Below are 25,288 nucleotides of genomic sequence, written 5' to 3'. Positions count from 1 at the left end.
TGTATTCTTTGCACATATGGAACCTTTTCATCGCGACGATCCTTGGCATCGTGGAGGGCCTGACTGAGTTTGCGCCAGTGTCATCCACCGGACATATGATCATTGTTGATGACATGTTTTTGAATTCAAAAGAAGTATTTACACCGCAGGTTGCGACTGCATTCAAGGTAGTCATTCAATTGGGTTCGATCTTAGCCGTTGTCGTCGTATTCCGCAATCGTTTTTTTGACCTGCTGCATCTTAAGAAAATGAAAAGCGAAGACGAAGTGAATCACCATAAATTGAACCTGTTTCAAGTATTTGTCGGGCTCCTGCCGGCAGTCATATTAGGCTTGTTGTTCGATGATTATATTGAAGCCAATCTTTTCTCAATCAATACGGTCATCATCGGGTTGGTTGCTGGAGCGATTTTGATGTTGATTGCAGATTGGAAGTCCAAAAGGACACATACGCTTGATACGGTTGACAAACTTACCTACAAACATGCCTTTATCATCGGACTATTCCAATGTCTTGCATTATGGCCAGGCTTCTCAAGATCGGGTTCCACCATTTCAGCAGGAGTCTTATCAGGACTCAGCCATCGTGCTTCAGCAGACTTTACTTTCATCATGGCAGTACCAATCATGGCTGGTGCAAGTGCGTTGACATTGTTAAAGAACTGGTCGGCTTTCACTCCGGATGCCCTGCCATTTTTCATAGTCGGTTTCATCAGCGCCTTCGTAGTCGCCTTGATCTCGATTCGATTTTTCCTTGCCTTGATCAATAAAATAAAACTAGTTCCTTTTGCGATTTATCGTATTGTCCTCGCCCTGATCTTATTTTTAATCATCCATATGTAACTAAAAGCCAGGATCTTTAATAAAGATCCTGGCTTTTATTATAAGCTGTCTTCTAAAAAATTATTGTTTTTTGAAACTTATAATCTATTTTTCCGTACATAGATATATAAGATCACTTTAGATTACAAGGGGGGATTACATGCCTTTTGGTCAGAACGGAGGCATGGATATTATGTTCAGTTTGGCACCTATTTTTATCGGGATCATCTTCATTATTGTCATCGGTACCATCATTTTCAGAATTATAAATGGTTTATCCCAGTGGAGCCGTAACAATAAGCAACCGATATTGAGCGTTCCTGCAAAAATCGTGGCGAAACGGTCGGAAATAAGGAGGCACGCGCATAATAATAACGGTCATCATCATCATTCAACATCCACAAATTACTTTGTAACATTTGAAGTTGAGAGCGGAGACAGAATGGAATTAAGAATATCAGGAAATGAATTCGGGCAAATAGCTGAAGATGACATTGGACAATTGACGTTTCAAGGGACAAGATTTCTTGGTTTTGAAAGAGAATTACATACTGGTAGTTAAGTTGTTAATAAAAATATTATGTATATGAAAAGTTGAGGTGTAAGATGCTCCCATTCAAAAAAATCGTTGCCGACCATGAAGAAGCGGCAAAAATCGTTGGAAAACCCAGTGAAGCCTCTGTAAAGAAAGTAATTGATTTTCTTGATCAACACTGTATAGATTTTATAGAAAAATCGCCTTTCCTAATAATTGGGACTGCAGATTCAAACGGTCAACACGATGTATCACCCAGGGGAGATGCACCTGGCTTTGCAAAAATCTACAAAGGTAGATATATCCTCATTCCGGAGCGGCCGGGTAATCGAAGGTTGGATTCCATCCATAATATTTTGGAAACAAATAAGGCAGGACTGATTTTTCTAATTCCGGGAATGGAGGAAACGCTTCGAATCAATGGTAAGGCGTGGGTCATTTATGATGAAGATCTCCTTGATAGAATGAAGGTGCAAGAAAAAAAACCGCTCTTGGCGATTGCCATTGAACCCGAAGAATCTTTCATTCACTGTGCAAAAGCATTAAAACGATCCAAAATTTGGGAAGGAAGCTCTTGGCTGGATCGTGATCAATTGCCGACAGCAGCGAAAATAATGGCTTCACACATTAATTCACCTGACAAAACCGAGGAGCATATAAGACAAAAACTTGAAGAAAGCTATCAAAAACGGCTTTATTAAAGGTTTTTTCTCATAAGGCTGCGACAAAAGTGTTTAGTCGAAGAAAAACCCGAATTATAATGTGAAATCCTTCCATAGACTTCTGATTCGTTCGGATTTTTCATGTTAAAGTGTGTTTGTTGTTTTTGGCATATTCTTGCTGTTGATTGGAGTGCAAGACGAAGACACCGGCGGGATTAGCTTGACAGGTGAGACCCCGCTGCGAGGAGAGGTTGGGGGGATGTTCGATTAAGTTCGGCACTACCAAAAAAAATGCCAGGCATTTTTATTCGTGCGATGGGTCGCTTCCGAAGCTTTCCTTGTCCTTTACCAACATCGAACGACCTCACTTCGTGTGAGGCCCCGCGGAAAGCGAAGTCTTGCACGGAAATCAGCGGCGGTGTAAAGACAGATGATTAATCCTGATGTTGTCAGCCTTTAGAGTAAAGTGATTTAGATTTGTCCCTTTCACTTCAACATCAAAATAACGTATTTGGATAGAATAAAGCTGGAAAACTTTCCTTCAATGAACAAAATAGCTTTATTTCATTAAAATCAGCATTAGGATTTTAACAACACTCTCTAGGAAAACAAGCTTATTGAGTGAAATTAAAATGTATCTTTCTGCAGAGCCCATTCGGCTCTTTTTTTATTTTCTCAGAGGTTGTTCTTTTTAACAGTTTTTCTTACTTAATTGAATTTCATGGTAGGAATAAAAGAAGTTCAACATGTTTATATTGTTAAAGTTCAACAAATGTTAACAATATTTCTCATTCCCTGTATTGTAAGTGGAGCAGGGTTGATTCAAAATAATAAATGAGTGATCCAAATACATACCTAACTCGTTACCTAATAATAACAAGGAGTGAGTCAATTGCTGCCCATTGAGAGAAAAAAACAAATCCTATCTTGGCTTAGAAAGGAAGGGAGCATTAAAATCGGGGAAATCAGCAAACGTTTACAAGTCTCTGAAATGACCATTTACCGTGATTTGAAACCTCTCATAGAGCAAGAGGAAGTATACAGGACATCAGGTGGCATCACGTTGAGGAAAGAGGCGCCTAGTTTGCCGAACCACACATGCACTTATTGTCATAAGATTTCATTGACCAAATTTTCCATTCAAATCCTTACACTCGATCAAGAAGTCGAGCATGCTTGCTGCGCTCATTGTGGTTTATTACGCTTTCATGATATCGAAAACGATGTCGCCCAGATTATTTGCAAAGATTTTTTACATGATACGACGCTAAATGCTAAAACTGCTTATTATTTATTTAATCCTGATTTGTCCATTAATTGCTGTATGCCAACTGTTCTAACTTTTGGATCGCTGAAAAATGCACAACAATTTCAAACAGGGTTTGGCGGGAACCTTTTATCATTTCCTGATGCAATAGTGGAAATAAAAAAGGTGATGAAGTTGAATAATTCCTGTCATTAATTAAGATTGTATATTGAAAGGAAGATGAAGATGAAGAGATTATATAGCTTGTTCACGATGATGTTAGTATTGGCACTGTTCCTGTCAGCATGCGGAACAAAAAAAGATGAAAATTCGAACAAGAACGGCGGAGCACCTGAAATGCTGAATGTCGATTTAAAGGTGCCTGAACAAGCAGATAAGGGAACAACAGTCAAATTTGATGCGAATGTTACCCAAGGCGGTGAAGCGGTCAAAGATGCAGATGAAGTGAAGTATCAAGTGTGGATGGACGGCATGAAGGATGATAGTAAAATGCTGGATGCAAAAAATGAAAAAGATGGCCATTATACCGCTGAAAATACATTTAATGAAGATGGCGTTTATTATGTTCAAGTTCATGTAACTGCGCGCGATATGCATAATATGCCAAAGACGAAAATCACAATCGGAAATCCTGAAGCTGCCGAGGACCACGACCATGCGGATGGAGACCATCATGACAGCAGCGTTGATATACATTTCATGAAGCCTGAAACCATTTCGGCAAATCAAAACGTAACATTGACAGCACATATCATGAAGGAAAATCAACCGCTTGAGAATGCAGATGTGCGTTTTGAAATTTGGCAGGACGGTTCCGATAAACATGAATATATCGATGCAAAGGCAGCCAGCACAGGACAATATAAATCTTCTTATACATTTAAAAATACTGGGAAATATAACGTGAAAATCCACGTAGAAAACAAAGTAGGCCTGCATGAACATATCGAGCAAACTGTTGAAGTGAAATAATCAAGATCAATTTTTTGAAAAATCGATCTTGGGCATGCAAGTCAAATATTTAAGGCGGTCTTACAGGCATATGCCCCTGCAAGACCGCTTCTTTTTATACCTAAACCCATGATTCATGACATAGGATAGAATATGTCGATTATTAAGGTGCTGGTATTATATGATGTTTCATGTTCGTCCACTTAAGCCAAAAAGGAATCTTCGATTTGTAAAATTATATATTTTTCCGTTTTTTTTAATGTTTCTCATTTATACCCTTACCTCCTTATTGACTGCAACTTCACTGCAATACCATCTTTCTTCTTCATTAATGAAACAAACGAATATACACGTACCGACGGAATACTTCGTTGATTTACTTGCTGCAGAAATGACTTCTATGGAATCCCCGCATTTAACCAATAAAAAAATACAATCCCTCATTTTTGAGCTTGCTACAAATGTCAAGATCCGAGACAATAGAAGCCTTTTGGGCCGTGAAATCCCTGGACTGTCCATTTATAACACAGAAATAGCGGTAGCGGGAAGAGGGACAAACCTGACAACTTTGCCAGTAGAGTCACCTCCTCCTTCTCCTGATCAGTTAGAGGAAACTGAGGCAGCAATCCCTAATCAATCAGATGCTTCCCAGAAATCTAATGAGGGAACTGCACCAGCTGATCCCGATGCTGTCAAAAATTCTGTATTGATTTACCATTCGCACAGCTGGGAAGCATTTAATCCCCTTCTCAATCTAACTAAAAGTTCTCAGGATCCAGCCAGCACAAACATCCAGGATAACGTAATTGGATTAGGAGAAATCCTGAAAACGGAATTGGAAGCTAAGGGCATCGGAGTGGAGCATGATGAAACCAATGCTTCAGCTGAATTGAAGAAAAAAAATTGGAATTATTATCAATCATACAAGTTGTCGCGGGAAGTGATTGCTGATGCGATGGCATCGGATAAAAATTTGAAGTATTTCATTGATGTTCACCGGGATTCACTAGGTAAAGAGTTAACGACAGCGTTAATCGATAAGCAATCTTTTGCACGCCTTTTTTTCATCGTCGGGAAAGAAAACCAACAATATGATAAGAATCTCCAACTAGCCAAAAAGCTGAACGAAGCATTGGAGAGCAAATATCCCGGCATTAGCAGAGGCATTTTTGTAAAAGGGAAATCCGAAGGTGATGGCGTCTATAATCAAGATCTATCGGATCGAGCGATGCTCATTGAATTCGGTGGTGTAGATAGTAATTTATCCGAGTTGAAGAATTCAGCCAAGGCATTTGCTGATGTATTCAGTCAATATTATTGGAAAGCTGAAGAAGTGAGTACTCAATAAGAATGGAGGGCTGCCAGAAGAGTTCCGTACAATTTAGGAACAAAAATTCATGCATGTTCCAGCAATCCCATCAAATACTAATAGAAATGTCACAATCAGGTGGAACAACGATGAATAAAATTCTTTCTATTTATATACATGATTTAAAAAGCCTGTGGAAGAACTGGGCTGCTGCTTCCATCATTATCGGTTTGATCATCCTGCCTTCACTGTATGCATGGTTTAATATTAAAGCTTCTTGGGATCCATACAGCAGCACAAAAGGAATCAAGGTGGCCATCATCAACGAGGACACAGGAGGAAATATCGAAAACAAGTCTTTTAATGTTGGAAATGAAGTGGTCGAATCCCTTAAACATAATCACTCATTAGGCTGGAGAATCGTCAACCGAATAGAGGCAAAAAAGGGGATTGAAAGTGGAGAGTATTATGCATCCATCAAAATTCCAAGTGATTTCTCCGAGAAGATTTCCACTATTGTTACTGACCATCCAACTAAGCCTGAACTCATTTATACAGTTAATGAGAAATTGAACCCTGTTGCTCCAAAAATAACGGCAAAAGGGGCGGCTGGAATTAAGGATCAAATCAGCAAGCAATTTGTCAAGAATGCCAGTGCAGCCATTTTTGATATTTTCAATGAATTAGGGATTCACCTTGAAAAAAATTTGCCGGCCTTGGAAGATTTAAAAGATAAAATTTTCTGGCTGAACAATCATTTTTCGGAAATAGAACGAATAATCGATACAGGCAGTCAAGATGCTGCATTTGCAGAAGGGATATTAATCGAGGCAAAGGGGAAGCTTTCATCGATGCAAGACCTTTTCTCAAAAAGTGCAGCATTTTCAAATGAGATTGATCGGTTCCTTCAAGAGAATCATCCTAAATGGGATGAGATAAATTCACAAGTGTATGTGAATCTTGCATTATTGCAGCAAAAGGATTCTTCGATACATGGATTGATCAATGAACTTAGCATTGATGTTCCTTTGTCTAAAAAAGAGAATATATCCCGATTAGCCATCGACCTAATCAATGGAAATTTAGGTCTGGCAAAAAATCTTCATTCCCTCCTCATAACCATGAATAAGTTGAGTGTGGGAAAAATCAATTTCTATCCAGAGGTTCAAAAAATTGAACAATATATTTCAAACTTAAATTTGCTGGAACAACAATTGGATTCAGCTGAAAAAGACTACTCAAAAGGAAAGGAATATTCCGGGATTGAAGCACTGGAAAAGAAATCGGAATGGATTGGAGCCAATGTTCGCAATATGTACTCGACTTTCTCTAATCAGCTCAAACCAAAGCTAACGGCAGTGATTGAAGCAGCTAACAATCAAGCGAAAGAAACCGGTGTTGATATTGTGCATTTGCAAAATGAGCTGCCTGTAATAGAAGAAAGGGTAAATAGCACCTTGAAGGACCTCCAAAATGGAAAAAAGGAGCTTCATAAAATACAAAATGATCTCCCAGCAGCGAAAAAAAAGATCGAAAACCTTGTGAAACAAATACGGCAATTTGAACAATCGAAAGATATCCATCATATTATCGATCTGCTCATTAATGATGTTCAAATAGAAAGCGATTTTTTCTCAGAACCGGTGCAACTAAAGGATCATGTGCTGTATCCGATTCCCAACTATGGATCGGCCATGTCACCTTTCTTTACCACACTGTCACTGTGGGTTGGAGCGATGCTTCTAATCTCACTGATACCTGCAAATCTTGAAGATAGATTGGGCATTTACACTCATCATCAACTGTATTTGGGACGGTTTCTGACCTTTGCGACTTTCAGTCTTTTACAAGCACTATTTGTTACATTAGGTGATCTTTATTTGCTTCACACCTATGTTTCCGTTCCCACTGCTTTCATAGGCTATGGGATGTTATTGAGCTTTGTTTTTATGTTAATCGTCTATACACTCGTCTCCATTTTCGGGAATATCGGAAAAGGAATGGGAATACTGCTATTGGTTCTGCAGATATCAGGATCAGGAGGCACATTTCCTATACAATCCACACCGCACTTTTTCCAAAAAATAAATCCATATTTACCTTTTACCTATGGAATAAGCCTTTTGAGGGAAGCAGTGGGAGGAATACAGTTGTACACAGTGAAGAATGACATTACGATTTTTGTTTTCATCATCTTCATCACAATGCTGACCGGCTTTGTATTGAAAGGACCTATCAATCGTATTGGTTCCAAATTCAAAAACAAGGCAGGGGAAAGCAGGCTCATCCATTAGGTTAAACAATTATTTAATCGATTAAATACGATTGCATTCAAGCGGTCGTATTTTTTTTATTTTCCTTAAAAAAATCTTCAAAAAATCCAAATCGCCAAAATCCGACGAAAACAGCCAAAAATAGAAGAGAAATCAAATTTTAAGCGCTTACTTTCAATTATTACAAATTTTAAAGCTGTGTTATAATTTTCTGCGTTGCAAACGGCCCCGACTTTCATGAGAGTTGAAAGTCACAATAAAATAGAAGAAGGAAGGTGCTGTATGAACGTACAGACATTAAAAACTGAATGGTTTGGAAATATCAAAGGGGACATCCTATCCGGAATGGTCGTGGCGATGGCATTGATTCCTGAAGCGATCGCTTTCTCAATCATTGCGGGAGTAGATCCGATGGTCGGCCTCTATGCTTCTTTTTGCATTGCAGTAACAACAGCATTCTTTGGTGGAAGGCCAGCGATGATATCTGCTGCAACAGGCGCAACAGCCTTGTTGATGGGATCATTAGTCTCTGAACACGGACTCCAATATTTACTGGCTGCAACCATTCTTACAGGTATCATTCAAATTATTCTAGGATTCTTTAAAGTTGGCAGATTGATGAAATTCATCCCGCGCTCAGTTATGGTCGGTTTTGTGAATGCATTGGCGATATTGATTTTCATGGCGCAGCTGCCTCATTTTTTCGGTGAATCTTGGCCGATGTACGCAATGGTCGCTGGTTCATTAGCGGTTATTTATATTCTCCCGAGGTTTACAAAGGCTGTACCCTCACCATTGATAGCGATCATCTTCATTACTTTGATTGCCGTATTCACTGGTAGCGACGTTCGTACTGTTGGCGACTTGGGAGAGTTGAAAAGAGCGTTGCCGACATTTTTGATTCCGGACATTCCTTTCAATGTGAATACATTTACGATTATTTTCCCTTATTCACTCGGTATTGCACTTGTAGGTTTGGTCGAGTCATTCTTGACAGCTCAGATCGTCGATGACTTGACGGATACTTCAAGTAACAAAAACCGTGAGGCAAAAGGACAAGGTGTCGCGAATATCGTATCTGGATTTTTCGGAGGAATGGCAGGATGTGCGATGATCGGCCAATCGGTCATCAACGTGAAATCTGGAGGCAGAGGCCGCCTTTCAACATTGGTAGCCGGTGTATTTTTACTGATTTTGATCATCTCACTTAATCCTTTTTTAATCCGGATTCCAATGGCTGCATTGGTCGGAGTCATGTTCATGGTTTCCATCGGTACATTTGACTGGACATCATTGAAAACCTTGCACGTCATGCCTGTGACGGACACGATTGTCATGGTCGTGACTGTTGTGGCTGTATTATATACGCACAACCTATCAATTGGTGTTATTGCCGGAGTCATTTTAAGTGCGATTTTCTTCGCATCCAAAATTTCGAAAGTTCATGTCACTTCCGAACAGCAAAAAAATAAAAAGGTATACTATGTAAAAGGCCAGCTATTCTTTGCTTCTGTTTCTGACTTTGTCTCATCTTTTAATTTCAAGGATTCTGCAGACCTCATCGAACTCCACTTGGAAGGGGCACATTTGTGGGATCAATCCGCAGTGGATGCAATCGACAAGGTTGTATTGAAATACAGGGAAAACCATACAGATGTGAAGCTCATCGGCCTAAATCAGGAAAGCTTATTGCTCGTGGATAAGATCGGTGTTCACCACAAGAGCGATGCAAAAGTCTCCAATCATTAATTACAGTAAAAAGGCTTGAACCCCAGATGGGATTCAAGCCTTTTAATCTTCCTGGATATTCTCGTCCTGCTTTTCAATCGCAGCTCCCAATTCAACGGCCAACTTAATGATGGATTTATTGATCCTCCATACATAATATAAATTATGAATTAAAATGGAATGCTGTAATGTGTAATCCCGATTTTTGTCGGGATAGCGTTCAATCCATTCACGCTGTCTGTTCAATTCTTTTACTGTCAATCCTCTTTTTCCATCAATCAGTTCACATAAGTGATGGATATTTTCCTTCATGACCTCATTAATGCTGCATATGGTGTCCATTAACTCTTGATCGCTCTCATACATCGTCCTTCTGCTGGTAGAGGCAACAAGGTGCTTTGCGTAATAATTGATCGCCACCAATATGGTCATCCATCTTTCAATCCCGGTACGATTGAGCCTGCCTGGGATTTTTTGCAGCGGTTCGGCATTTGTGCGGATCAAATTCAGTTTTTGATCTAATTGAAATGCAGAATCTGCGAGGTTAATCGTTTTCCTTTCACCTATAAAACTTTCAAAATAACCTGTTGTATATCCATCGAGTTCACCTAAAAAATCCTTCACATTTTCTACTATTTTTTCTTTTGTTTTTAAAGGGAAGAGGATGGCTGAAATAAATAAGGCAAGACCAGCTCCAATAACAGTGTCAATCACCCTGTCCTGAAGAAGCTTTTCCGTGATGCCCCCCAATAACAGGTCATACATGATGGAAATCATCATCGTGATCCAAAAGCTCATGACGGCATAGGAAACTGGCAGGAAATAAAACGCCATGAAAATACAACAAAACAGGAGTGTGATTTCCAATAGTGACTGGCCAGAAATCGAATGTGCCAGCAAAAATCCGATGATTGCTCCGATCAGTGTCCCCACAGAACGTTGGATTGCCTTCATCACTGTCCTGCCTACCGTTTCCGTTCCGAGCAAAACAACGTAAGCAGTCAGCAAAATCCAATATTGATGGGCAGGGGAGAGGGAGTAGCCGATTATTACTGATAGTGCACCTGCAAGAAGCGCTTGAAAAGCTTTCTTCGTGGAAGGCTGCATTCCTTTCGATTCGGCTTGATCATTCTTTTCTTTATGATCATCGTTGTTCACTGGCTTGTCAGATGCCTTAGAAGGAGCTTCTTCAAAGTTACCTTTATAATATTGATTGCGGGCCTCCTGTAATATATAAGCCCCATCAATGACATGGTTCGCAATCGATTCCACCCTGCGGACCAGATACAGCCACTTGCAATCATCTCTATTTTCTATTCGCAAGTCATTTAATTGCTTCCTTAAATCTTGAATGGTTCTTTCTGCTTCTTCCAGGTTTTTCGAAGTATACTCATCGCGCAATACCTCAGCATCCAATAAAGCTTGGGCAACCCTTGACAACGTTTGCCTGATATCAGCCTGTTCCAATGCATGCTGCATCTTAAGCCGATAAGCGGCAGAAAGAAATGTTTGAATCAGCATCTCCGTGTCAAAAACATAAAGCCTTAATTGATTTGGCTTTATCCCCGGCCAAATTCGACCTGGATCCGTTGACCCCAATTGTCCTGAAATCACTCGCGCATATTCATTCAATTTCGTTACATTCTTTTGCAATGTCTTCAGTCGCCGCTGGCTATAAATCGGATCTAAAATGGCATCCTTGATCAGAGAGAGGGTTAAGTTTGATTGTTTATGAAAGGAGTTCATGCTTCTTTTCAATATTTTTTCAGGCTTATCTTTTAAAAATACGAAATTAAATAGGAAGGCATAAATGATCCCGATCGAAATAGCGGCATAAAACCACGGTACTTGATTAAATTGCAGCTTTAATAGGGAAGAGAAGTATATAGAAATAAAGCTGATCATGCATAAAGAAAAATAACGGACTCCGAATTTTTGTAAGTAAAAAGCTCCAAAAACAACAAGCAGCAATGCAAGGTCCGCTGCATGTGCATATTTGGCCAAAAATGTTCCTAATGTTACGGCTGCTGCACTCGAAAAACCAAGCATCACTGTGGTCCATTTTTTTTCTTTTTCTGTTTCATCCATCACGACCAATATTCCCATCATTCCTGCTACACCTGATAAAATTGCGGGTGTAATTTGTGGATATCCGGCCATCTTTAAAAACATCGATGTTGTAAAAATAGCCAAAATAACGCTTAAAATGACCTTAGTCGATTGAAATAACCTCACCAACCCGGGATCGGTTGCGGAAAGTCGGGCAAACCAGTGCCGTACCATCGGAAAAATATTAATCATATTATCATACCTCATACCATCATTCTTGAAGATCTATCTGTTGTATTTCATATATTAAAGGATAAAAGTAGATTATCCAAATGAAACACATTGAATTAACACAAATATTGGACTGTTATTGAAGTCTTTCATTAATCAATTCAAATTGGGGAATGAGTTCAGATAACGGGACAATATGGGCTTTATTTTCATATAAGGGAATATAATTCTTAAGCATCGTTGCCACTTTCATTCCTGAAATACCTACATGACCAATGGCAATGGAAGTTTTTCTACGATCCAGTGAATCACTGAGTTTGTTAGCTTGTTTCAATATATGCCTCAAAGTATATTGGTCGTCGAAGAACAATTCATTTTCAAGATAGGGGACACCAATTTCCTTCGCCAGCATCGGAATGACCGTTTTTCCTGTCGTCTTACTGTCCAAGTAATAAAGGCCTCTTTCTTTGCATACTTCCAACACAATTCTCATGACCCTTTCATCCGCAGTAGCTTTAGAACCCATATGATGATTCATCCCGATGGCAAACGGGACAGCATCTATGGCTGCATTCACTCTTTTTCGGATTTCTTCATCGCTTAAATCAGTGGTGATTGCCCCTGGACCAAGCCAGCTTTTCTTTCCATGCAAGGGCTCCATCGGCATGTGGACAATCACTTCATGACCAAGGGAATGGGCTTTTTTTGCATCTTCAGAGGTGGTTTCTAAAAAGGGCATGATGGCAACAGTCAACGTAACAGGCAGCTGGAGCATTTCATCTGTCCCACGCATGTTATTACCGAGATCATCAATCACGATTGCCAAATCATTTTTGTAAGGTTCTTTTGCCCCAGCAATATTTTTGTTAAAGAATGCTGTCAAGAGAAAGGAAATAATAATAAGTTTCTTCATACCGTTACACTCCTTTTCTATTAGCATTCCTCATTCAACAATGAATTGATTCTTTTTTTAGCAAACCACAAAGAAAAAGATCCCCCTCATGGAGAATCTACAATTTTAAAGCTTGCGGACCTTCCTTCTGATCGTTCATGAGCACAATGTTGTTCGGTTTGATTTGCAAAACAATATAATTGGGGTCGTCAGGGCCATTGAACCATGGCTCTAAGTGATCATTCCAAAGCTTTTGTTTCGTGGCATCATCATCTTTAATATCAGCAATTCCTTCGATCTCCAAATATGTGTCTCCATATCCATTTCCATCATAGCCGATTAGTATATGCACATTCGGATTTTCTGCAATTTCATCCGTCTTATGTGTTTCTCTGCTCGTAGCAGTGAATAAGGTTAATTCATCATTGAAAAATGTCATATAACGGGTATGTGGTTTATTGTTCTTGACCGTAGCCAATGTACCTACTTTATTTTCCTTTAATACAGAAAGGACCTTTTCCTTTAATTCCTGTTGATTCATACAGCAGCCATCTCCTTTTGATTTCATAAGATGGTTTTAATATTCCTTTTAATGGTTCGGGATAAACATGTCATCAATTCTTTATATAAAATTGAATTCTCGGAATTATTGAATGATTTTATATCAACAAGATCAATGATAAAATATACCCTGAATATATTAAAATGAAAAAACCTGTTCATTTTTACATTAATTGTATAAAATAAACATTGGTTTTTAAATTGAACGGCTCATATAATTATTTGCAGTAATTTTTATCTTGGAGGCTTTAATGTTTAAATCATCATCAATATTTAGAGAAGTGTTTTATCAGTCGCGTATTCCTCAAATGGTCAGCACTTTAAATTTTTCGCATATTTGGGTGAATCAGGCTCTTTGTGAATTCACAGGTTATACAATGGAAGAGTGGGAATCTCTTGAAATCCAGGATGTCACCCATCCGGATGACTATGAAAAAGATGTGAAGCTATTATCTGAAATGAATGAAGGAAAACGCCAGGAATATTTTTTGGAGAAACGTTATCTTTGTAAAAATGGCGTACTGAAATTTGGGATCTTAAATGTCAGTCTCATACAGGATGAATCTACAGGAGAGAGGTTTCTACTGAGGCAAATTCAGGATATTACGGATAAAATCAAAATTGGATACAGTCTCCGTGAAAACGAAAAAAAATATCGTTTATTGGCTGAAAACTCATCCGACATCATCAATCTGCATGATCGTGATGGCCAATATTTGTATGTGTCTCCATCCGTCACAACATTACTTGGATATGACCCTCATGAAATCACCGGTCAAAGTCCATATGATTATATCCATCCAGATGACGTCCCGATTATTGAAAAATATCATAAGAAAATATTGATCGACCACGAACCGGTTTTAGTGACGTACCGTTCGAAAAAAAAGGACGGATCATATATATGGCTTGAAACCACCATTAAAGCGGTTGAAAATTCTGATGAATTCATATCGGTTTCGAGGGATATACAGCATCGAATCGAAACGGACAGACTCCTCAGAAGATCTGAAAAATTGGCTGTCGTCGGACAGCTGGCAGCTGCTGTCGCGCATGAAATACGAAATCCCCTTACTCCAATAAAGGGCTTTATTCAATTATTTAAAGATACTAAAACAGTGAATGAAAAATATGTCGATATTGTATTGGATGAACTCGATCGAGTGGAGACGATCATATCAGAATTCCTTGCGATGGCCAAGCCTCACCATGAACGGATGGAAATCATCCATGTTGAAAGTCTAGTTGAAAATATCGTGGAATTGATGGGAACAGAGGCCCTGATGAACAATAAGGAAATTGTTTTTACCGGTTCGGATACCTGCCCCAAGATTCAAGGTGATGCCAATTCCATCAAACAAGTCATCGTGAATATCATTCAAAATGGCCTCGACGCCATCGATGAAAAAGGAACGGTGGATGTAAGGGTGATCCCTTTCGAGGAAAATATCTGCATCCAGGTGGAAGACAATGGGTGCGGTATTCCACAAGAAAGACTTTCAAAGCTTGGAGAGCCTTTTTACTCTACAAAGGAAAAGGGAACTGGGCTTGGTTTAATGACCAGTTTTAATATCATCGATCAGCATAAAGGGAAAGTTGAAGTTCAAAGTGAAATGGATGAAGGGACGACGGTCACCATTTTTCTGCCGCTATATGAGTGAGCACATTTGAATAGCTTGAAATGTTTAACAAATCCTCCTTGGTGGAAGAGGTGTATTAATTCTTTCACAACTAAGGAGGACTTTTTTTTCATGCAAAATCACCAATTGTATATCAATGGAACCTACATGGATTCCACATCATCAGGGATGATTGATGTTATCAATCCTGCTACAGAAAAAATCATTTCTAGAATTCCGGATGGAAATGAAGAGGATGCCAATAAAGCTGTTGAAGCTGCTCATAGTGCTTTTAAGGATTGGGCTTCAGTTCCTGCGGCAGAAAGAGGCAAGATTGTCAGGAAAATAGGCGAAATGATGGAAAATCGTAAAGAAGTGTTCATAGATTTATTGCTGCAGGAGCAAGCGAAAAGCTATGATCAGGCTGTCACTGAAATTGAGACCGCCATTGAATATTTTAAATATATGTCGGAATGGGCGAGAAGGCTTGAAGGGGAAATAGTGCCGAGCGACCGCCGCAACGAACATATCATGATTTACAAAAAGCCGATTGGTGTAGTTGCCGGAATCGTCCCATGGAACTTCCCGGTCTTTATCTTGGCAAGGAAAGTTGCGACAGCTCTCGTCGCAGGATGTACGATTGTTTTGAAGCCAAGCCAAAAAACACCGAATACAATGATGGAGTTTACTAAAATCATACATGAACTTGATATTCCAAAAGGGGTTATCAATGTAGTTACCGGAACTGGATCCAAAATTGGAAATGTCCTGGCTTCACATCCGAAGGTACGAATGATCAGCATGACCGGAAGTGTCGGCGCAGGAACCAAAGTAATGGAAGCCGCATCAAAAAATATTACAAAAGTGAATCTGGAGCTTGGCGGAAAGGCACCAGCCATTGTGACCGAACATGCAGACCTGGAATCGGCCGTCAAACATATTAAAACCTCACGCATCACCAATGCCGGGCAAGCATGTAATAATGCTGAGAGAGTATATGTCCATGCAGACGTCGCCGACGAGTTCCTTGAAAAATTAACGAAAGCCTTCAAAGAAACAACTCTTGGCAATCCTAGCGAAGATAAAAAAGCCGAAATGGGACCACTAATCAGTTCTGACCGCCTGCAGACAGTTCATAATATGGTTCAAAGAGCAGTCGAACAAGGGGCAAGGATCGTAACGGGAGGGAAGCCAGCCGATGTTGAAAAAGGCTTTTTTTACGAACCGACTATTCTTGCAAATGTACGGCAGGAAATGGAAATCATCCAAGAAGAAATTTTTGGCCCTGTATTGCCAATTGTGACTTTCACGAACTTAAATGAGGCCATTCGTTATGCAAATGACTCTGAATATGGCCTGTCATCCTCAGTTTATTCTGAGAACATTCATGAAGTCATGCACGTAGTCAATGCATTGGAATATGGTGAGACATACGTTAATAGGGAAAATTTCGAAGCCATTCAGGGCTACCATGCAGGCAGGAAAAAATCTGGACTCGGTGGAGCAGATGGTAAGCATGGTGTAGAGGATTACCTGGTCACTCACGTCGTCTATCTTGAACATAAATCAATATAGGAAAATATGATGGGGCCTCAGGCAGCTGAGGCTCCATTTTTTCACGCCAAGCATTTGTGATTTTGATGTATATTATATAAAATAGCATGGTGGATAAAATAAATAATAGATAAAAAGGAAGATACGATGATTGTAAAAACGGAAGAAGAATTGCAAAGACTAAAAGATATTGGAAAAATAGTTGCGTTCATAAGGGAAGAAATGAAAGCAAAGACTGCTCCAGGAATTACGACAAAGGAATTGGACGATATTGCCGGCAGACTTTTTGAAGAAAATGGAGCCATCTCCGGTCCGAAAGGGGAATATGATTTTCCAGGGTTCACTTGCATCAGTGTAAATGATGAGGTGGCCCATGGAATCCCCGGAGATCGCGTCATTCAAGATGGGGACCTGGTAAATATCGATGTATCCGGATCAAAAGACGGTTATTATGCCGATACAGGAATTTCCTTCGTTGTGGGCGGTGGAAATGAACTGCTGGAGAGATTATGCCAAAGTGCAGAAAGCGCATTTTTCAAAGGGTTGGAAAAAGCAAAAGCAGGATCCAAACGAAACGGCATCGGAAAAGCAGTCATGAATGATGCTAGAAAAAATGGCTTCACCGTCATTAAAAACTTAACGGGTCATGGAATTGGAAAATCTCTGCACGAAGCCCCAGACCATATTTTAAATTATTTCGATCCTTGGGATAATGCACTATTTAAAGAAGGAACCGTCATCGCATTGGAGCCGTTCGTTTCAACCAATGCTGAAGAAATCATTGAATCCGGGGATGGCTGGACGTTCAAAACACCGGATGGCAGCCTTGTAGCGCAAGTAGAGCATACTATTGTCATCACGAAGGATCAACCGATCATTTTAACGCTATAACAATATATATTCAAAGACGATTGGCCGCATAGCAGATGATTATGCGGTCTTTTTTAATGTAAATCATAGGAGGAAGGGATGGAAACATGCATAAATATCCTGATAGGGGCATCTGAGTTCAGATCTGGAGACCGTCAATTACAGAACCGGCAGCAGAAGTCCGATCTGATGACCGTCATCCGCAAAAACTCTCCTTTTCGGGCACCAAAAGCGACTTTTGATTACCGCCAACTCCAAAAATTCTCCTTTTTGGGCACCAAAATCACGTTCTGGTTACCGTCATCCGCAAAACCTCTCCTTTTCGGGCACCAAAAACGCTTTCTGGTGACCGTCACCCGCAGAAACTCTCCTTTTCGGGCACCAAAGACGGATTCTGGTGACCGCCAACCGCTGAAACTCTCCTTGTCGGGCATCAAAGACGGATTCTGGTGACCGCCAACCGCTGAAACTCTCCTTGTCGGGCACCAAAGACGGATTCTGGTGACCGCCATCCGCTGAAATTCTCCTTCACGGGCACCAAAGACGGATTCTGATGACCGCCATCCGCAGAAACTCTCCTTGTCGGGCACCAAAGACGGATTCTGGTTACCGTCATCCGCAAAACCTCTCCTTGTGGGGCACCAAAAGCGACTTTTGATTACCGTCCATCACAGAAAACTTTTTAATCGGCACCAGATTAACATTCTGGTTACGTCATCCGCAGAAAATCTAGTAACGGGCACCACATTCACATCCAGATGACAGGGAAAAGGCATCAGTTTCACTTTCCGATGCCCATTAATAGCAAAAAGCAGTCAATTCCCTGATTAAATCAGCTGATAACATACTTTGCCAACGCTTGTTGAATGTCAAAAACACTTTCATCCTTCCTGAATTGCTTAGAGATGGGGAGGGCGGTGGAGGAGATCCATATTTTCAGCTCGGAATCCAAATCGAAGGTTCCTGCTGTTTCGACACTGAAATGTGTAATACTTTTATACGGAACGGAATGATAATCCACCTTTTTCCCTGTAACTCCTTGTTTGTCGATCAAAAGGAGGCGTTTGTTTGTAAAAACCATTAGATCACGAATAACTTTATATGCCTGTTCAATTCTTTCATTTTCAATGAGGATTCGCTCCATTTCCTTTTCGACTTTTTCCAAGTCGACTTCTGAGGCATTCCCTAATAAACTATCTAAAAAACCCATAGATCATACTCCCTTTCTATTAATCTATCATTAGTATACACTTGACAAGACGAAGCAATAGCTGGTGAATTGCAGGAGAAATGGAGTATTTTGGTAATAACTTCAAAATATTAAACAGTAAACTTACCACCTTTGTAAATACCTGGGTATGTAATGTGAATGTAACCAAATGAACATTATTTTGTTATTGGCTTGTCATTTTCATATGTTAGGATTTTTCCTGTTAGCAAAATTCGGGCTAACGAAAAGGAGGATACTTCTATGAAAAAATCTATCGTAGCGTTAGCAACAGCAGCCACATTTACAGGTGTCATGGCTGGAACTGCTTCCGCACAAGAGTATGAAGTAAATAAGGGAGACACACTTTGGGGTATTTCACACAACTTCGATACAACGGTTGATAACTTAAAAAACTGGAACGACTTGACGTCGAATATTATTTATCCCGAACAGCGTTTGACAGTAAAACCCGAAAAACATCATACCGTTAAGGAAGATGAAACTTTATGGGGAATCGCTCTTCAAAATGAGGTTACAGTCGATCAATTAATGAGCTGGAATAAGCTGACGACTGACCTGATTCATCCGGGAGATGATATTGTCATCTATCCAAGCGAGAAATCAAATAAATCTGAAATCAAAAATGATGATAAACAGGCTCCAGCTGCCCCGGCAAAGGAAGAAAGTTCATCCGCACAACCTTCTGCTCCGGCTCCAAAAGAAGAGAGTAAACCTGCTGCGACTGCTTCAGACAGCAACGTCGCAAAAGAAATCACGATGAAAGCAACCGGCTATACCGCTAATTGTGACGGTTGTTCCGGTACGACGGCAACTGGACTGGATTTAAAAGCTAACCCTGATGCAAAAGTAATCTCAGTTGATCCAAGTGTCATTCCATTAGGGTCAAAAGTATATGTCGAAGGTTATGGCTACGCAACAGCTGCCGATACCGGCGGTGCTATTAAGGGCAATCGCATCGACATCTTCTTCCCATCCAAAGACCAAGCGATCAATTGGGGAGTACGTACTGTCAAAGTAAAAGTATTGAAATAAGCCTTAGTTTATAAGCCCCCCTATGAAACATATAAACTCGCAAAAAAGATGTCCCAAGGTGCCTGGCACTTTTGGGGCATCTCTTTTTTTATCACGAACTCTTTTCAAGTTTATATAAAGTCCAAAAGTCGATGTCGGAAAAACATGCTTCGTATTTTTTTAAAATAGACAGAGCACATTTCCCCTAGTCAATATATCACGCCATAATCGACCTACACACATAGATGCATATCTTATGTAAGGCAATAACTCCTTGATGGTCCTCATCTGTCAATCTTGTATCATTTTTATTCCCTCGCAGGAATAAATTATTTTTATATTTTTCAAATTTCAGGAAGCAATCAAAGCTTTTTTTCTGAAAAATAATAATTGCCGGACAAATAGAAAATTCATATAATAAAATAGACTGAACGGTCTATAAAATACTGAAAAAAAGCTGAACGAGAAGTCAAACGTTCTCAATTTTTCATGGGTAATTGGCAGTCCACAAATAGACCTGGAAAGCTAATAATATAAAGGCGGTGTAATATGGGTTCCATTCGTCCACTAAAAGAAGAAGACATGCAATCATTCGCTCAAATCGCGATAAATGCCTATCCGGGAATATTTGAATCCACAGAAGATGCATTAAATCAGACTGCTGATAACTTTTGGGAACTTCAATTACATGATTCCTCAATTGAACATTATGGATATTGGAAGGATGGATTGTTGGCAGGAGGGATGCGTCTATATTCGTTTCAGATGAATTTTCATGGAAAGATGATTCAAATTGGGGGTGTCGGTCTTGTTTGTGTTGATTTACTCCACAAAAAAGAAAAAATCGCAAAAGAAATGATTGATTTCTTTCTTCGCCATTTTGAGCAGAAGGGGATCAATGTAGTGGCCCTTTATCCGTTCAGGCCGGATTTTTATAAAAAAATGGGCTTTGGATATGGCACCAAAATGCATCAATATAAATTGGCGCCAAACTCTTTTCCATATTCGGTGGACAAGAGCAATCTGGTCTATTTGGATTCATCACACAAGGATTTATTGATTGAATGCGCCAGCAGGTCTGCCCACCGAGTACACGGAATGTTCATCAAGTCGGAAAACGAAATCAAACGGATGCTATCCAACCCTAAAATGAAAACGATTGGATATTTAGAAGGGGAAACCTTAAAGGGTTTCATTCAATTTTATTTTAAAAAAGGAAGCGACTCCAATTTCATTTACAACCATTTGGTTATCAAGGAGCTTGTTTATGAATCACCTGATGCCTTGGCTCAAATATGCACATTTCTTCACAGCCAACAGGATCAAATCCAGCAAATCATCTTGAACACCCAAGATTCCTTCATTGACTATCTGCTTTCAGATCCAAGGAATGGCACCAATCATTTAATCCCAAGTGTGTACCATGAAACCAACACTTCCGGAACAGGGATCATGTACCGCATCATAAATATTGAAAGACTGTTGCATGACATGGCCACGATTCCCGTCTGCCATATTGATAAAAGCTGCAGAATCAACATTCAAGACACGTTCATGCACCAAGATCAAAAGCAAACAGTATCATTGATGTGCATCGATGGAACCATCAGAGTGAAGGATGCAGAAGCTCCAACAGACTTTGAAGCAGAGATCGATATATCCGATTTCACTTCTATGATGATGGGGAACATAACCGCAGCCCGGCTTTACTTATATGGAAAGTTGCAGGTCAGCGATGCGGATTGCCTTGAAACACTGGAGCGACTATGTGCAAGCTTTAAGCCGCCAATATGTACAACTGGATTTTAATGTCGATAATATTCAATAAAAATATAGCTATGCCCATACCGGCATAGCTTTTATTAATTAGCAGCTATGATTTTCCAACGATGGACCAATATTTTTTGAATATTTTGGAAATATCCTTTATAATCAAAGTGCTTCGACTGCTTCAAAAAGGGGGTGACAATGTGCGAAGGTTATTTTGGTACACAGTTTATATGGTTTGTGCCTTCATTATTTTATTTACAGGTGAAACCATATTGGAAAACATCCGAAAATCAGGCTCGGAAAATTTCAACTTGCTTCCTTATGCTGTCTATTCTTTCTTATTTTATTTCATTTTGGGAATGTTTTTATCCATTCCGACCATGATGAAAAGGATGAATCGACCAGAAAAGTGGAAGTACGACTGGGTATTATTCATAATCATTTTCATTCCCTCAGTCTTCATCGCCTTACAACCTTTATTGCTATATACCTCATTTTTCGATGTCGCTTCTTTTTTGGAAATTCCTTTGAATTATCTGCCCATCACATCCATCCTTTTTACGGTGGCAGCTGGGTATTCGATGTTAATCGGCTTTAAAAAACAACGAACGGCTTGATTTGATTTTTCCATTCACCTTTACAACTTTTGTCATATTATTGCACGTTTATTCTCTCTTAGAATCGGATAAAGTCTTTATAGAAACAAAGAATAGAAAAAGGATTTACTTTTTAGGAGGAATCATAGTGAAAAAAGTGGTAATGGTCTTAACGAATTCAAGCAAGATTGATGAAGAAAATGAAACTGGACTTTGGTTGTCCGAATTTGCAGAGCCATATGTAGAATTTAAAAAGAATGGCATTGAAGTGAAAGTGGTGAGCCCGGAAGGTGGAAAGATCCCTGTGGATCCGACAAGCCTTGAAGATGAGCAGCCAAATGAATGGAACGAACCCATTGCAAAGCTTGAGAATACGGAAATTTTGGAATCAGTCCATTTTGAAGATTATCATGGGATTTTCCTTCCAGGAGGCCATGGAACAATGTTTGATCTACCTGAAAGCGATGCGTTAAAAGAAGCGCTAGCCCATTTTGCCGAACACAATAAGCTAATCGGGGCTGTTTGCCACGGTCCTGCAGGATTTGTCGGTACAAAGCTTTCAAATGGGAAATGGCTTGTCGATGGCGTCAGTATGACTGCGTTCACGAATGAAGAAGAACAGCAGACCGGACTGGATTCATTAATGCCTTTCTTATTGGAGTCAAAGCTGCGTGAACAGGGTGCTCAATTCGAAGCCTCCCAAGCATGGTCGGATCATGTGGTGGAAGATGGTAATTTCATCACAGGTCAAAACCCTCAATCGAGCCAATCTGCTGCTGAAGCTTTTGTGAAGGCTTTAAAGAAATAAAACAGAAGAGGACTGTCCTTTTTACTTTTGGGAAAGGACAGTCCTCTTTCTTACATACATCAGTTCGAAGGAGGGAGAACATGTTAATAATCGATAATTACCATTTCAAGGATGATTGCCGTACGCCTAATAACCCTTCGCTCCCGCTTCTTGTGTATAAGCAGGCGCTGGACAGCCATCATACACCGGAAGCGTGCAGTGAACTATTTCAATCGAATGAATGGCATGGGGTATGGGTAAATGGAGTCTACCCGTATCATCACTTCCACACAACTGCTCATGAAGTACTGGGTGTGGTAGGGGGTGAGGGCAGCATCCTGATGGGGGGAGAAAATGGAAAGACATTAGAGGTCCAGAAAGGGGACGTCTTGATCATCCCTGCTGGTGTCGGTCATAAAAAAGTACTGGCATCCCCAGATTTCCAAGTAGTCGGCGCCTATCCGAGCGGACAATCTGCTGATTTGATGAAGACTGGCGAGCAACATCATAGCAAGGCTGCTGCAAATATCCAGCAAGTCAAATTACCCCGTACCGATCCCATATATGGAAAAAAGGGACCTATGTTCGATCATTGGAAATAAAAGGCTGTTTTCGTAAAGATGGTTGTTAAAATCCCAATGCCGATTTTAACGTAAAAATAGCTGTTTTGTTCGTTGAAATAAAGTTTTCCAGCTCTTTTCTCTCTATAAACGCTATTTTGAAGCTGAAACTTCGCTCAAAAAATCCATCATTCTTAGCGAGAGAAACAATGTAGGAGCAAAGATCCAAATAAAAAGATGAGGCTGGGACAAAAGTGTTTTAATCGAAGAAAATCCCGAACTATAATTCGAAATCTTACCTTAGACTTCGGATTCGTTCGGGTTTTTCTTGTTAAGGCATGTTTATTAGTTTTTGATACATTCCAGCTGTTGATTGGAGTGCAAGACGAAGACTCCGGCGGGATTAGCGGGACAGGTGAGACCCCGCAGCGAAGCGAGGAGGCTCACCGCCCGCCCCGCGGAAAGCGAAGTCTTGCGCGGAAATCAACAGCGGTTTAATAGAAGCTAAAAATATATTGTTCGTCTTTAGAGCGGAGTGAATAAGTTATGTCCCAGCCTCATCTTTTTTTAATTCCGACTGTTCCAAAATGGTTTTTACACTAAACTGTTTTTCGGAAAGATAGCATCAGTCCGATGATAAATACGATGACTGTCATGATCCATGTGAATAGAAATGATAGTCCCAGGCCGGTATGCACACCGAGATCGACTTGGTTTTTCTCTATATATAGACTATAAATGATTGGAATACATGATATAGAAAAGAGGACCGAAAACCAAATCCGTTTCCCATAACTATTTTCAGCAAACGAAAGCAATACAAGTAAAAAACTAAAAAATAATAATAGATAAGTGCAGGCTGTCAAAAAATCCATGATTAATCCCATCTAAACACCTCCGTAATATGTACAATATTCCATGCCATCCATGAAAATCCTCTCGATTTGGAAAAAAATTTATTATTTCTCCGCCAAATGAAGAATTTTCTTAATTCGTTCATCTTTCTCTTTTAAAAAAGCAAGCGGGTGGATTATAATGAAAAATGTTGATGTTTTGCAGAAAGGATTTAATGACTATGAAACCTAAATCCAAACCTAGAAAAAATTATCGAAAAAAACCTAAAATAAAAATTATTCATATCCTATTGATACCTGTTGTATTAATAGGACTTCACATAATGATTTACGGTCCATCGAATTCCGTCAAAAAATTGAATCAATTTGTTTCAGATCAAGCAAAAAAGGATATTCCCCCTCAGTACATACCCATTTATAAAGCTGCTGGAAAAAAATACGGGATCCCTTGGAGTCTGTTGGCAGCCCATCATCGAGTTGAAACGAAATTCTCGTCTGTCCACAATATGGTTTCTTCGGCTGGTGCAGAAGGTCCAATGCAGTTTATGCCGTGTACGTTTGTGGGCTGGTCTTATCCATCATGCGGAGGCTTGGGAAAAGGTAATATCCCTGAAAAGGATAAAACGGACCCCGCTGTCATCAAGAAATATGGGGGATACGGTGTAGATGCCAATGGCGATGGTAAAGCAGATCCCTGGGATCCTGAAGATGCCATTTACAGCGCTGCGAATTACTTGGCAAAAAACGGGGCAGCTGATGGCCATATCAAAAAAGCCGTCTTTGCCTATAATCATAGTCAAAGATATGTGCAGGAGGTCCTCTATTTTTCTAAAATGTATCAAGGTCCAAATTGAAGATATCTTAGTTTTAAGAATACCCTGTAACCATTATCTCAATGGAATGAATTAGGGTTCCCTTAAAACTAAGGTGTCTTTTTTTATCTTCACTGTGAAAGAATATTCTTTAGAAAGACTTTTTCTCATAGATCAAGGCTTTTAACCTTATATTATTTAAAGATGATTGGAGCGGAAGGTGAGAAACTCCAGCTCACATCCAGCCCCTTGAAAAGCGAGCATCCTTGAGGTGGAAATCAGGATTGCAAAATAATAGAGGAATAGCAACAAAGCTTACGAAAAAAGTCTTCAGAAAAAAATCTA

General features: G+C 39.8%; 24 protein-coding genes. 18 read left to right on the top strand and 6 right to left on the bottom strand.

The window, feature by feature from the left end; genetic code table 11:
• Nucleotides 1-8 precede the first annotated feature (8 nt).
• From D9X91_RS07890 to D9X91_RS07855, 8 genes are all read left to right on the top strand, one after another.
• On the top strand, nt 9-842 hold the full coding sequence (locus D9X91_RS07890; protein ID WP_121680054.1) for an undecaprenyl-diphosphate phosphatase: 834 nt from the start codon (nt 9-11) through the stop codon (nt 840-842).
• A gap of 139 nt (nt 843-981) precedes the next feature.
• Nucleotides 982-1,383, top strand: a complete 402-nt coding sequence (locus D9X91_RS07885) for a DUF2500 domain-containing protein (protein ID WP_121680053.1) — start codon at nt 982-984, stop codon at nt 1,381-1,383.
• 44 nt (nt 1,384-1,427) lie between these two features.
• On the top strand, nt 1,428-2,057 hold the full coding sequence (locus D9X91_RS07880) for an MSMEG_1061 family FMN-dependent PPOX-type flavoprotein (protein ID WP_121680052.1): 630 nt from the start codon (nt 1,428-1,430) through the stop codon (nt 2,055-2,057).
• A gap of 844 nt (nt 2,058-2,901) precedes the next feature.
• Complete coding sequence (locus tag D9X91_RS07875) at nt 2,902-3,480, top strand: DeoR family transcriptional regulator (protein WP_233569738.1); 579 nt, start codon at nt 2,902-2,904, stop codon at nt 3,478-3,480.
• Between the two features lie 30 nt (nt 3,481-3,510).
• Nucleotides 3,511-4,257, top strand: coding sequence for a FixH family protein (locus D9X91_RS07870; RefSeq protein WP_233569737.1), 747 nt, complete (start codon nt 3,511-3,513; stop codon nt 4,255-4,257).
• 160 nt (nt 4,258-4,417) lie between these two features.
• Nucleotides 4,418-5,584 (top strand): stage II sporulation protein P, encoded by a 1,167-nt coding sequence (gene spoIIP / locus D9X91_RS07865; RefSeq protein WP_121680050.1) that lies wholly within the window; start codon nt 4,418-4,420, stop codon nt 5,582-5,584.
• Between the two features lie 110 nt (nt 5,585-5,694).
• Nucleotides 5,695-7,839, top strand: a complete 2,145-nt coding sequence (locus D9X91_RS07860) for a YhgE/Pip domain-containing protein (RefSeq protein WP_158598266.1) — start codon at nt 5,695-5,697, stop codon at nt 7,837-7,839.
• Between the two features lie 261 nt (nt 7,840-8,100).
• A complete protein-coding gene (locus tag D9X91_RS07855) occupies nt 8,101-9,567 on the top strand; it encodes a SulP family inorganic anion transporter (RefSeq protein ID WP_121680048.1) in 1,467 nt (488 codons plus the stop codon).
• 42 nt (nt 9,568-9,609) lie between these two features.
• Here the strand turns inward: D9X91_RS07855 and D9X91_RS07850 are convergent, their stop codons facing one another.
• The 3 genes from D9X91_RS07850 to D9X91_RS07840 all read right to left on the bottom strand — a co-directional run bounded on the left by D9X91_RS07850 (nt 9,610) and on the right by D9X91_RS07840 (nt 13,259).
• Nucleotides 9,610-11,847, bottom strand: coding sequence for an FUSC family protein (locus D9X91_RS07850; protein ID WP_158598265.1), 2,238 nt, complete (start codon nt 11,845-11,847; stop codon nt 9,610-9,612).
• Nucleotides 11,848-11,962: 115 nt separating this feature from the next.
• A complete protein-coding gene (locus D9X91_RS07845; RefSeq protein WP_121680046.1) occupies nt 11,963-12,739 on the bottom strand; it encodes a divergent polysaccharide deacetylase family protein in 777 nt (258 codons plus the stop codon).
• A gap of 97 nt (nt 12,740-12,836) precedes the next feature.
• Nucleotides 12,837-13,259, bottom strand: a complete 423-nt coding sequence (locus D9X91_RS07840; protein ID WP_121680045.1) for a pyridoxamine 5'-phosphate oxidase family protein — start codon at nt 13,257-13,259, stop codon at nt 12,837-12,839.
• Nucleotides 13,260-13,530: 271 nt separating this feature from the next.
• Here D9X91_RS07840 and D9X91_RS07835 point away from each other — a divergent pair, with 271 nt between their 5' ends.
• From D9X91_RS07835 to D9X91_RS07820, 4 genes are all read left to right on the top strand, one after another.
• Nucleotides 13,531-14,940: a PAS domain-containing sensor histidine kinase gene (locus D9X91_RS07835; RefSeq protein WP_121680044.1), complete on the top strand. Its 1,410-nt coding sequence runs from the start codon at nt 13,531-13,533 to the stop codon at nt 14,938-14,940.
• A gap of 90 nt (nt 14,941-15,030) precedes the next feature.
• Nucleotides 15,031-16,473 (top strand): aldehyde dehydrogenase, encoded by a 1,443-nt coding sequence (gene aldA / locus D9X91_RS07830; protein ID WP_121680043.1) that lies wholly within the window; start codon nt 15,031-15,033, stop codon nt 16,471-16,473.
• Nucleotides 16,474-16,599: 126 nt separating this feature from the next.
• The gene (map, locus tag D9X91_RS07825) at nt 16,600-17,343 is read left to right on the top strand and encodes a type I methionyl aminopeptidase (protein ID WP_121680042.1); all 744 of its coding nucleotides are present in this window, start codon (nt 16,600-16,602) and stop codon (nt 17,341-17,343) included.
• Nucleotides 17,344-17,421: 78 nt separating this feature from the next.
• Nucleotides 17,422-17,775 carry a hypothetical protein gene (locus D9X91_RS07820; RefSeq protein WP_121680041.1) on the top strand — a complete coding sequence of 118 codons (354 nt, stop codon included), beginning with the start codon at nt 17,422-17,424 and terminating at the stop codon, nt 17,773-17,775.
• Here D9X91_RS07820 and D9X91_RS22325 read toward each other — a convergent pair.
• Both D9X91_RS22325 and D9X91_RS07815 read right to left on the bottom strand, forming a co-directional pair.
• Nucleotides 17,756-17,938 (bottom strand): hypothetical protein, encoded by a 183-nt coding sequence (locus tag D9X91_RS22325; protein ID WP_148709051.1) that lies wholly within the window; start codon nt 17,936-17,938, stop codon nt 17,756-17,758. The two genes, D9X91_RS07820 and D9X91_RS22325, sit on opposite strands and share 20 nt — an antisense overlap.
• Nucleotides 17,939-18,154: 216 nt before the next feature.
• Nucleotides 18,155-18,532 carry a PH domain-containing protein gene (locus tag D9X91_RS07815; RefSeq protein ID WP_121680040.1) on the bottom strand — a complete coding sequence of 126 codons (378 nt, stop codon included), beginning with the start codon at nt 18,530-18,532 and terminating at the stop codon, nt 18,155-18,157.
• 261 nt (nt 18,533-18,793) lie between these two features.
• Here D9X91_RS07815 and D9X91_RS07810 point away from each other — a divergent pair, with 261 nt between their 5' ends.
• The 5 genes from D9X91_RS07810 to D9X91_RS07790 all read left to right on the top strand — a co-directional run bounded on the left by D9X91_RS07810 (nt 18,794) and on the right by D9X91_RS07790 (nt 23,319).
• A complete protein-coding gene (locus D9X91_RS07810; RefSeq protein ID WP_121680039.1) occupies nt 18,794-19,585 on the top strand; it encodes a LysM peptidoglycan-binding and 3D domain-containing protein in 792 nt (263 codons plus the stop codon).
• A 528-nt stretch (nt 19,586-20,113) separates the two neighbouring features.
• Complete coding sequence (locus D9X91_RS07805) at nt 20,114-21,373, top strand: GNAT family N-acetyltransferase (protein ID WP_121680038.1); 1,260 nt, start codon at nt 20,114-20,116, stop codon at nt 21,371-21,373.
• Between the two features lie 161 nt (nt 21,374-21,534).
• Nucleotides 21,535-21,951, top strand: a complete 417-nt coding sequence (locus tag D9X91_RS07800) for a hypothetical protein (protein WP_148709050.1) — start codon at nt 21,535-21,537, stop codon at nt 21,949-21,951.
• 127 nt (nt 21,952-22,078) lie between these two features.
• Nucleotides 22,079-22,738, top strand: a complete 660-nt coding sequence (locus D9X91_RS07795) for a type 1 glutamine amidotransferase domain-containing protein (RefSeq protein ID WP_325050507.1) — start codon at nt 22,079-22,081, stop codon at nt 22,736-22,738.
• Nucleotides 22,739-22,818: 80 nt separating this feature from the next.
• Nucleotides 22,819-23,319 carry a cupin domain-containing protein gene (locus D9X91_RS07790; protein ID WP_121680036.1) on the top strand — a complete coding sequence of 167 codons (501 nt, stop codon included), beginning with the start codon at nt 22,819-22,821 and terminating at the stop codon, nt 23,317-23,319.
• 557 nt (nt 23,320-23,876) lie between these two features.
• Here the strand turns inward: D9X91_RS07790 and D9X91_RS07780 are convergent.
• Nucleotides 23,877-24,164 (bottom strand): hypothetical protein, encoded by a 288-nt coding sequence (locus D9X91_RS07780; protein WP_121680034.1) that lies wholly within the window; start codon nt 24,162-24,164, stop codon nt 23,877-23,879.
• 290 nt (nt 24,165-24,454) lie between these two features.
• On the opposite strand from D9X91_RS07780, the gene D9X91_RS07775 reads away from it, so the two are divergent.
• Nucleotides 24,455-24,985: a lytic transglycosylase domain-containing protein gene (locus D9X91_RS07775; protein ID WP_325050506.1), complete on the top strand. Its 531-nt coding sequence runs from the start codon at nt 24,455-24,457 to the stop codon at nt 24,983-24,985.
• Nucleotides 24,986-25,288 lie beyond the last annotated feature (303 nt).

This window comes from Falsibacillus albus (genome assembly GCF_003668575.1).
GTDB classification, from domain to species: Bacteria; Bacillota; Bacilli; order Bacillales; family DSM-25281; genus Falsibacillus; species Falsibacillus albus.
Note: the sequence above shows the minus strand (reverse complement) of the source record. Positions and strands in the feature narration are given on the sequence as shown.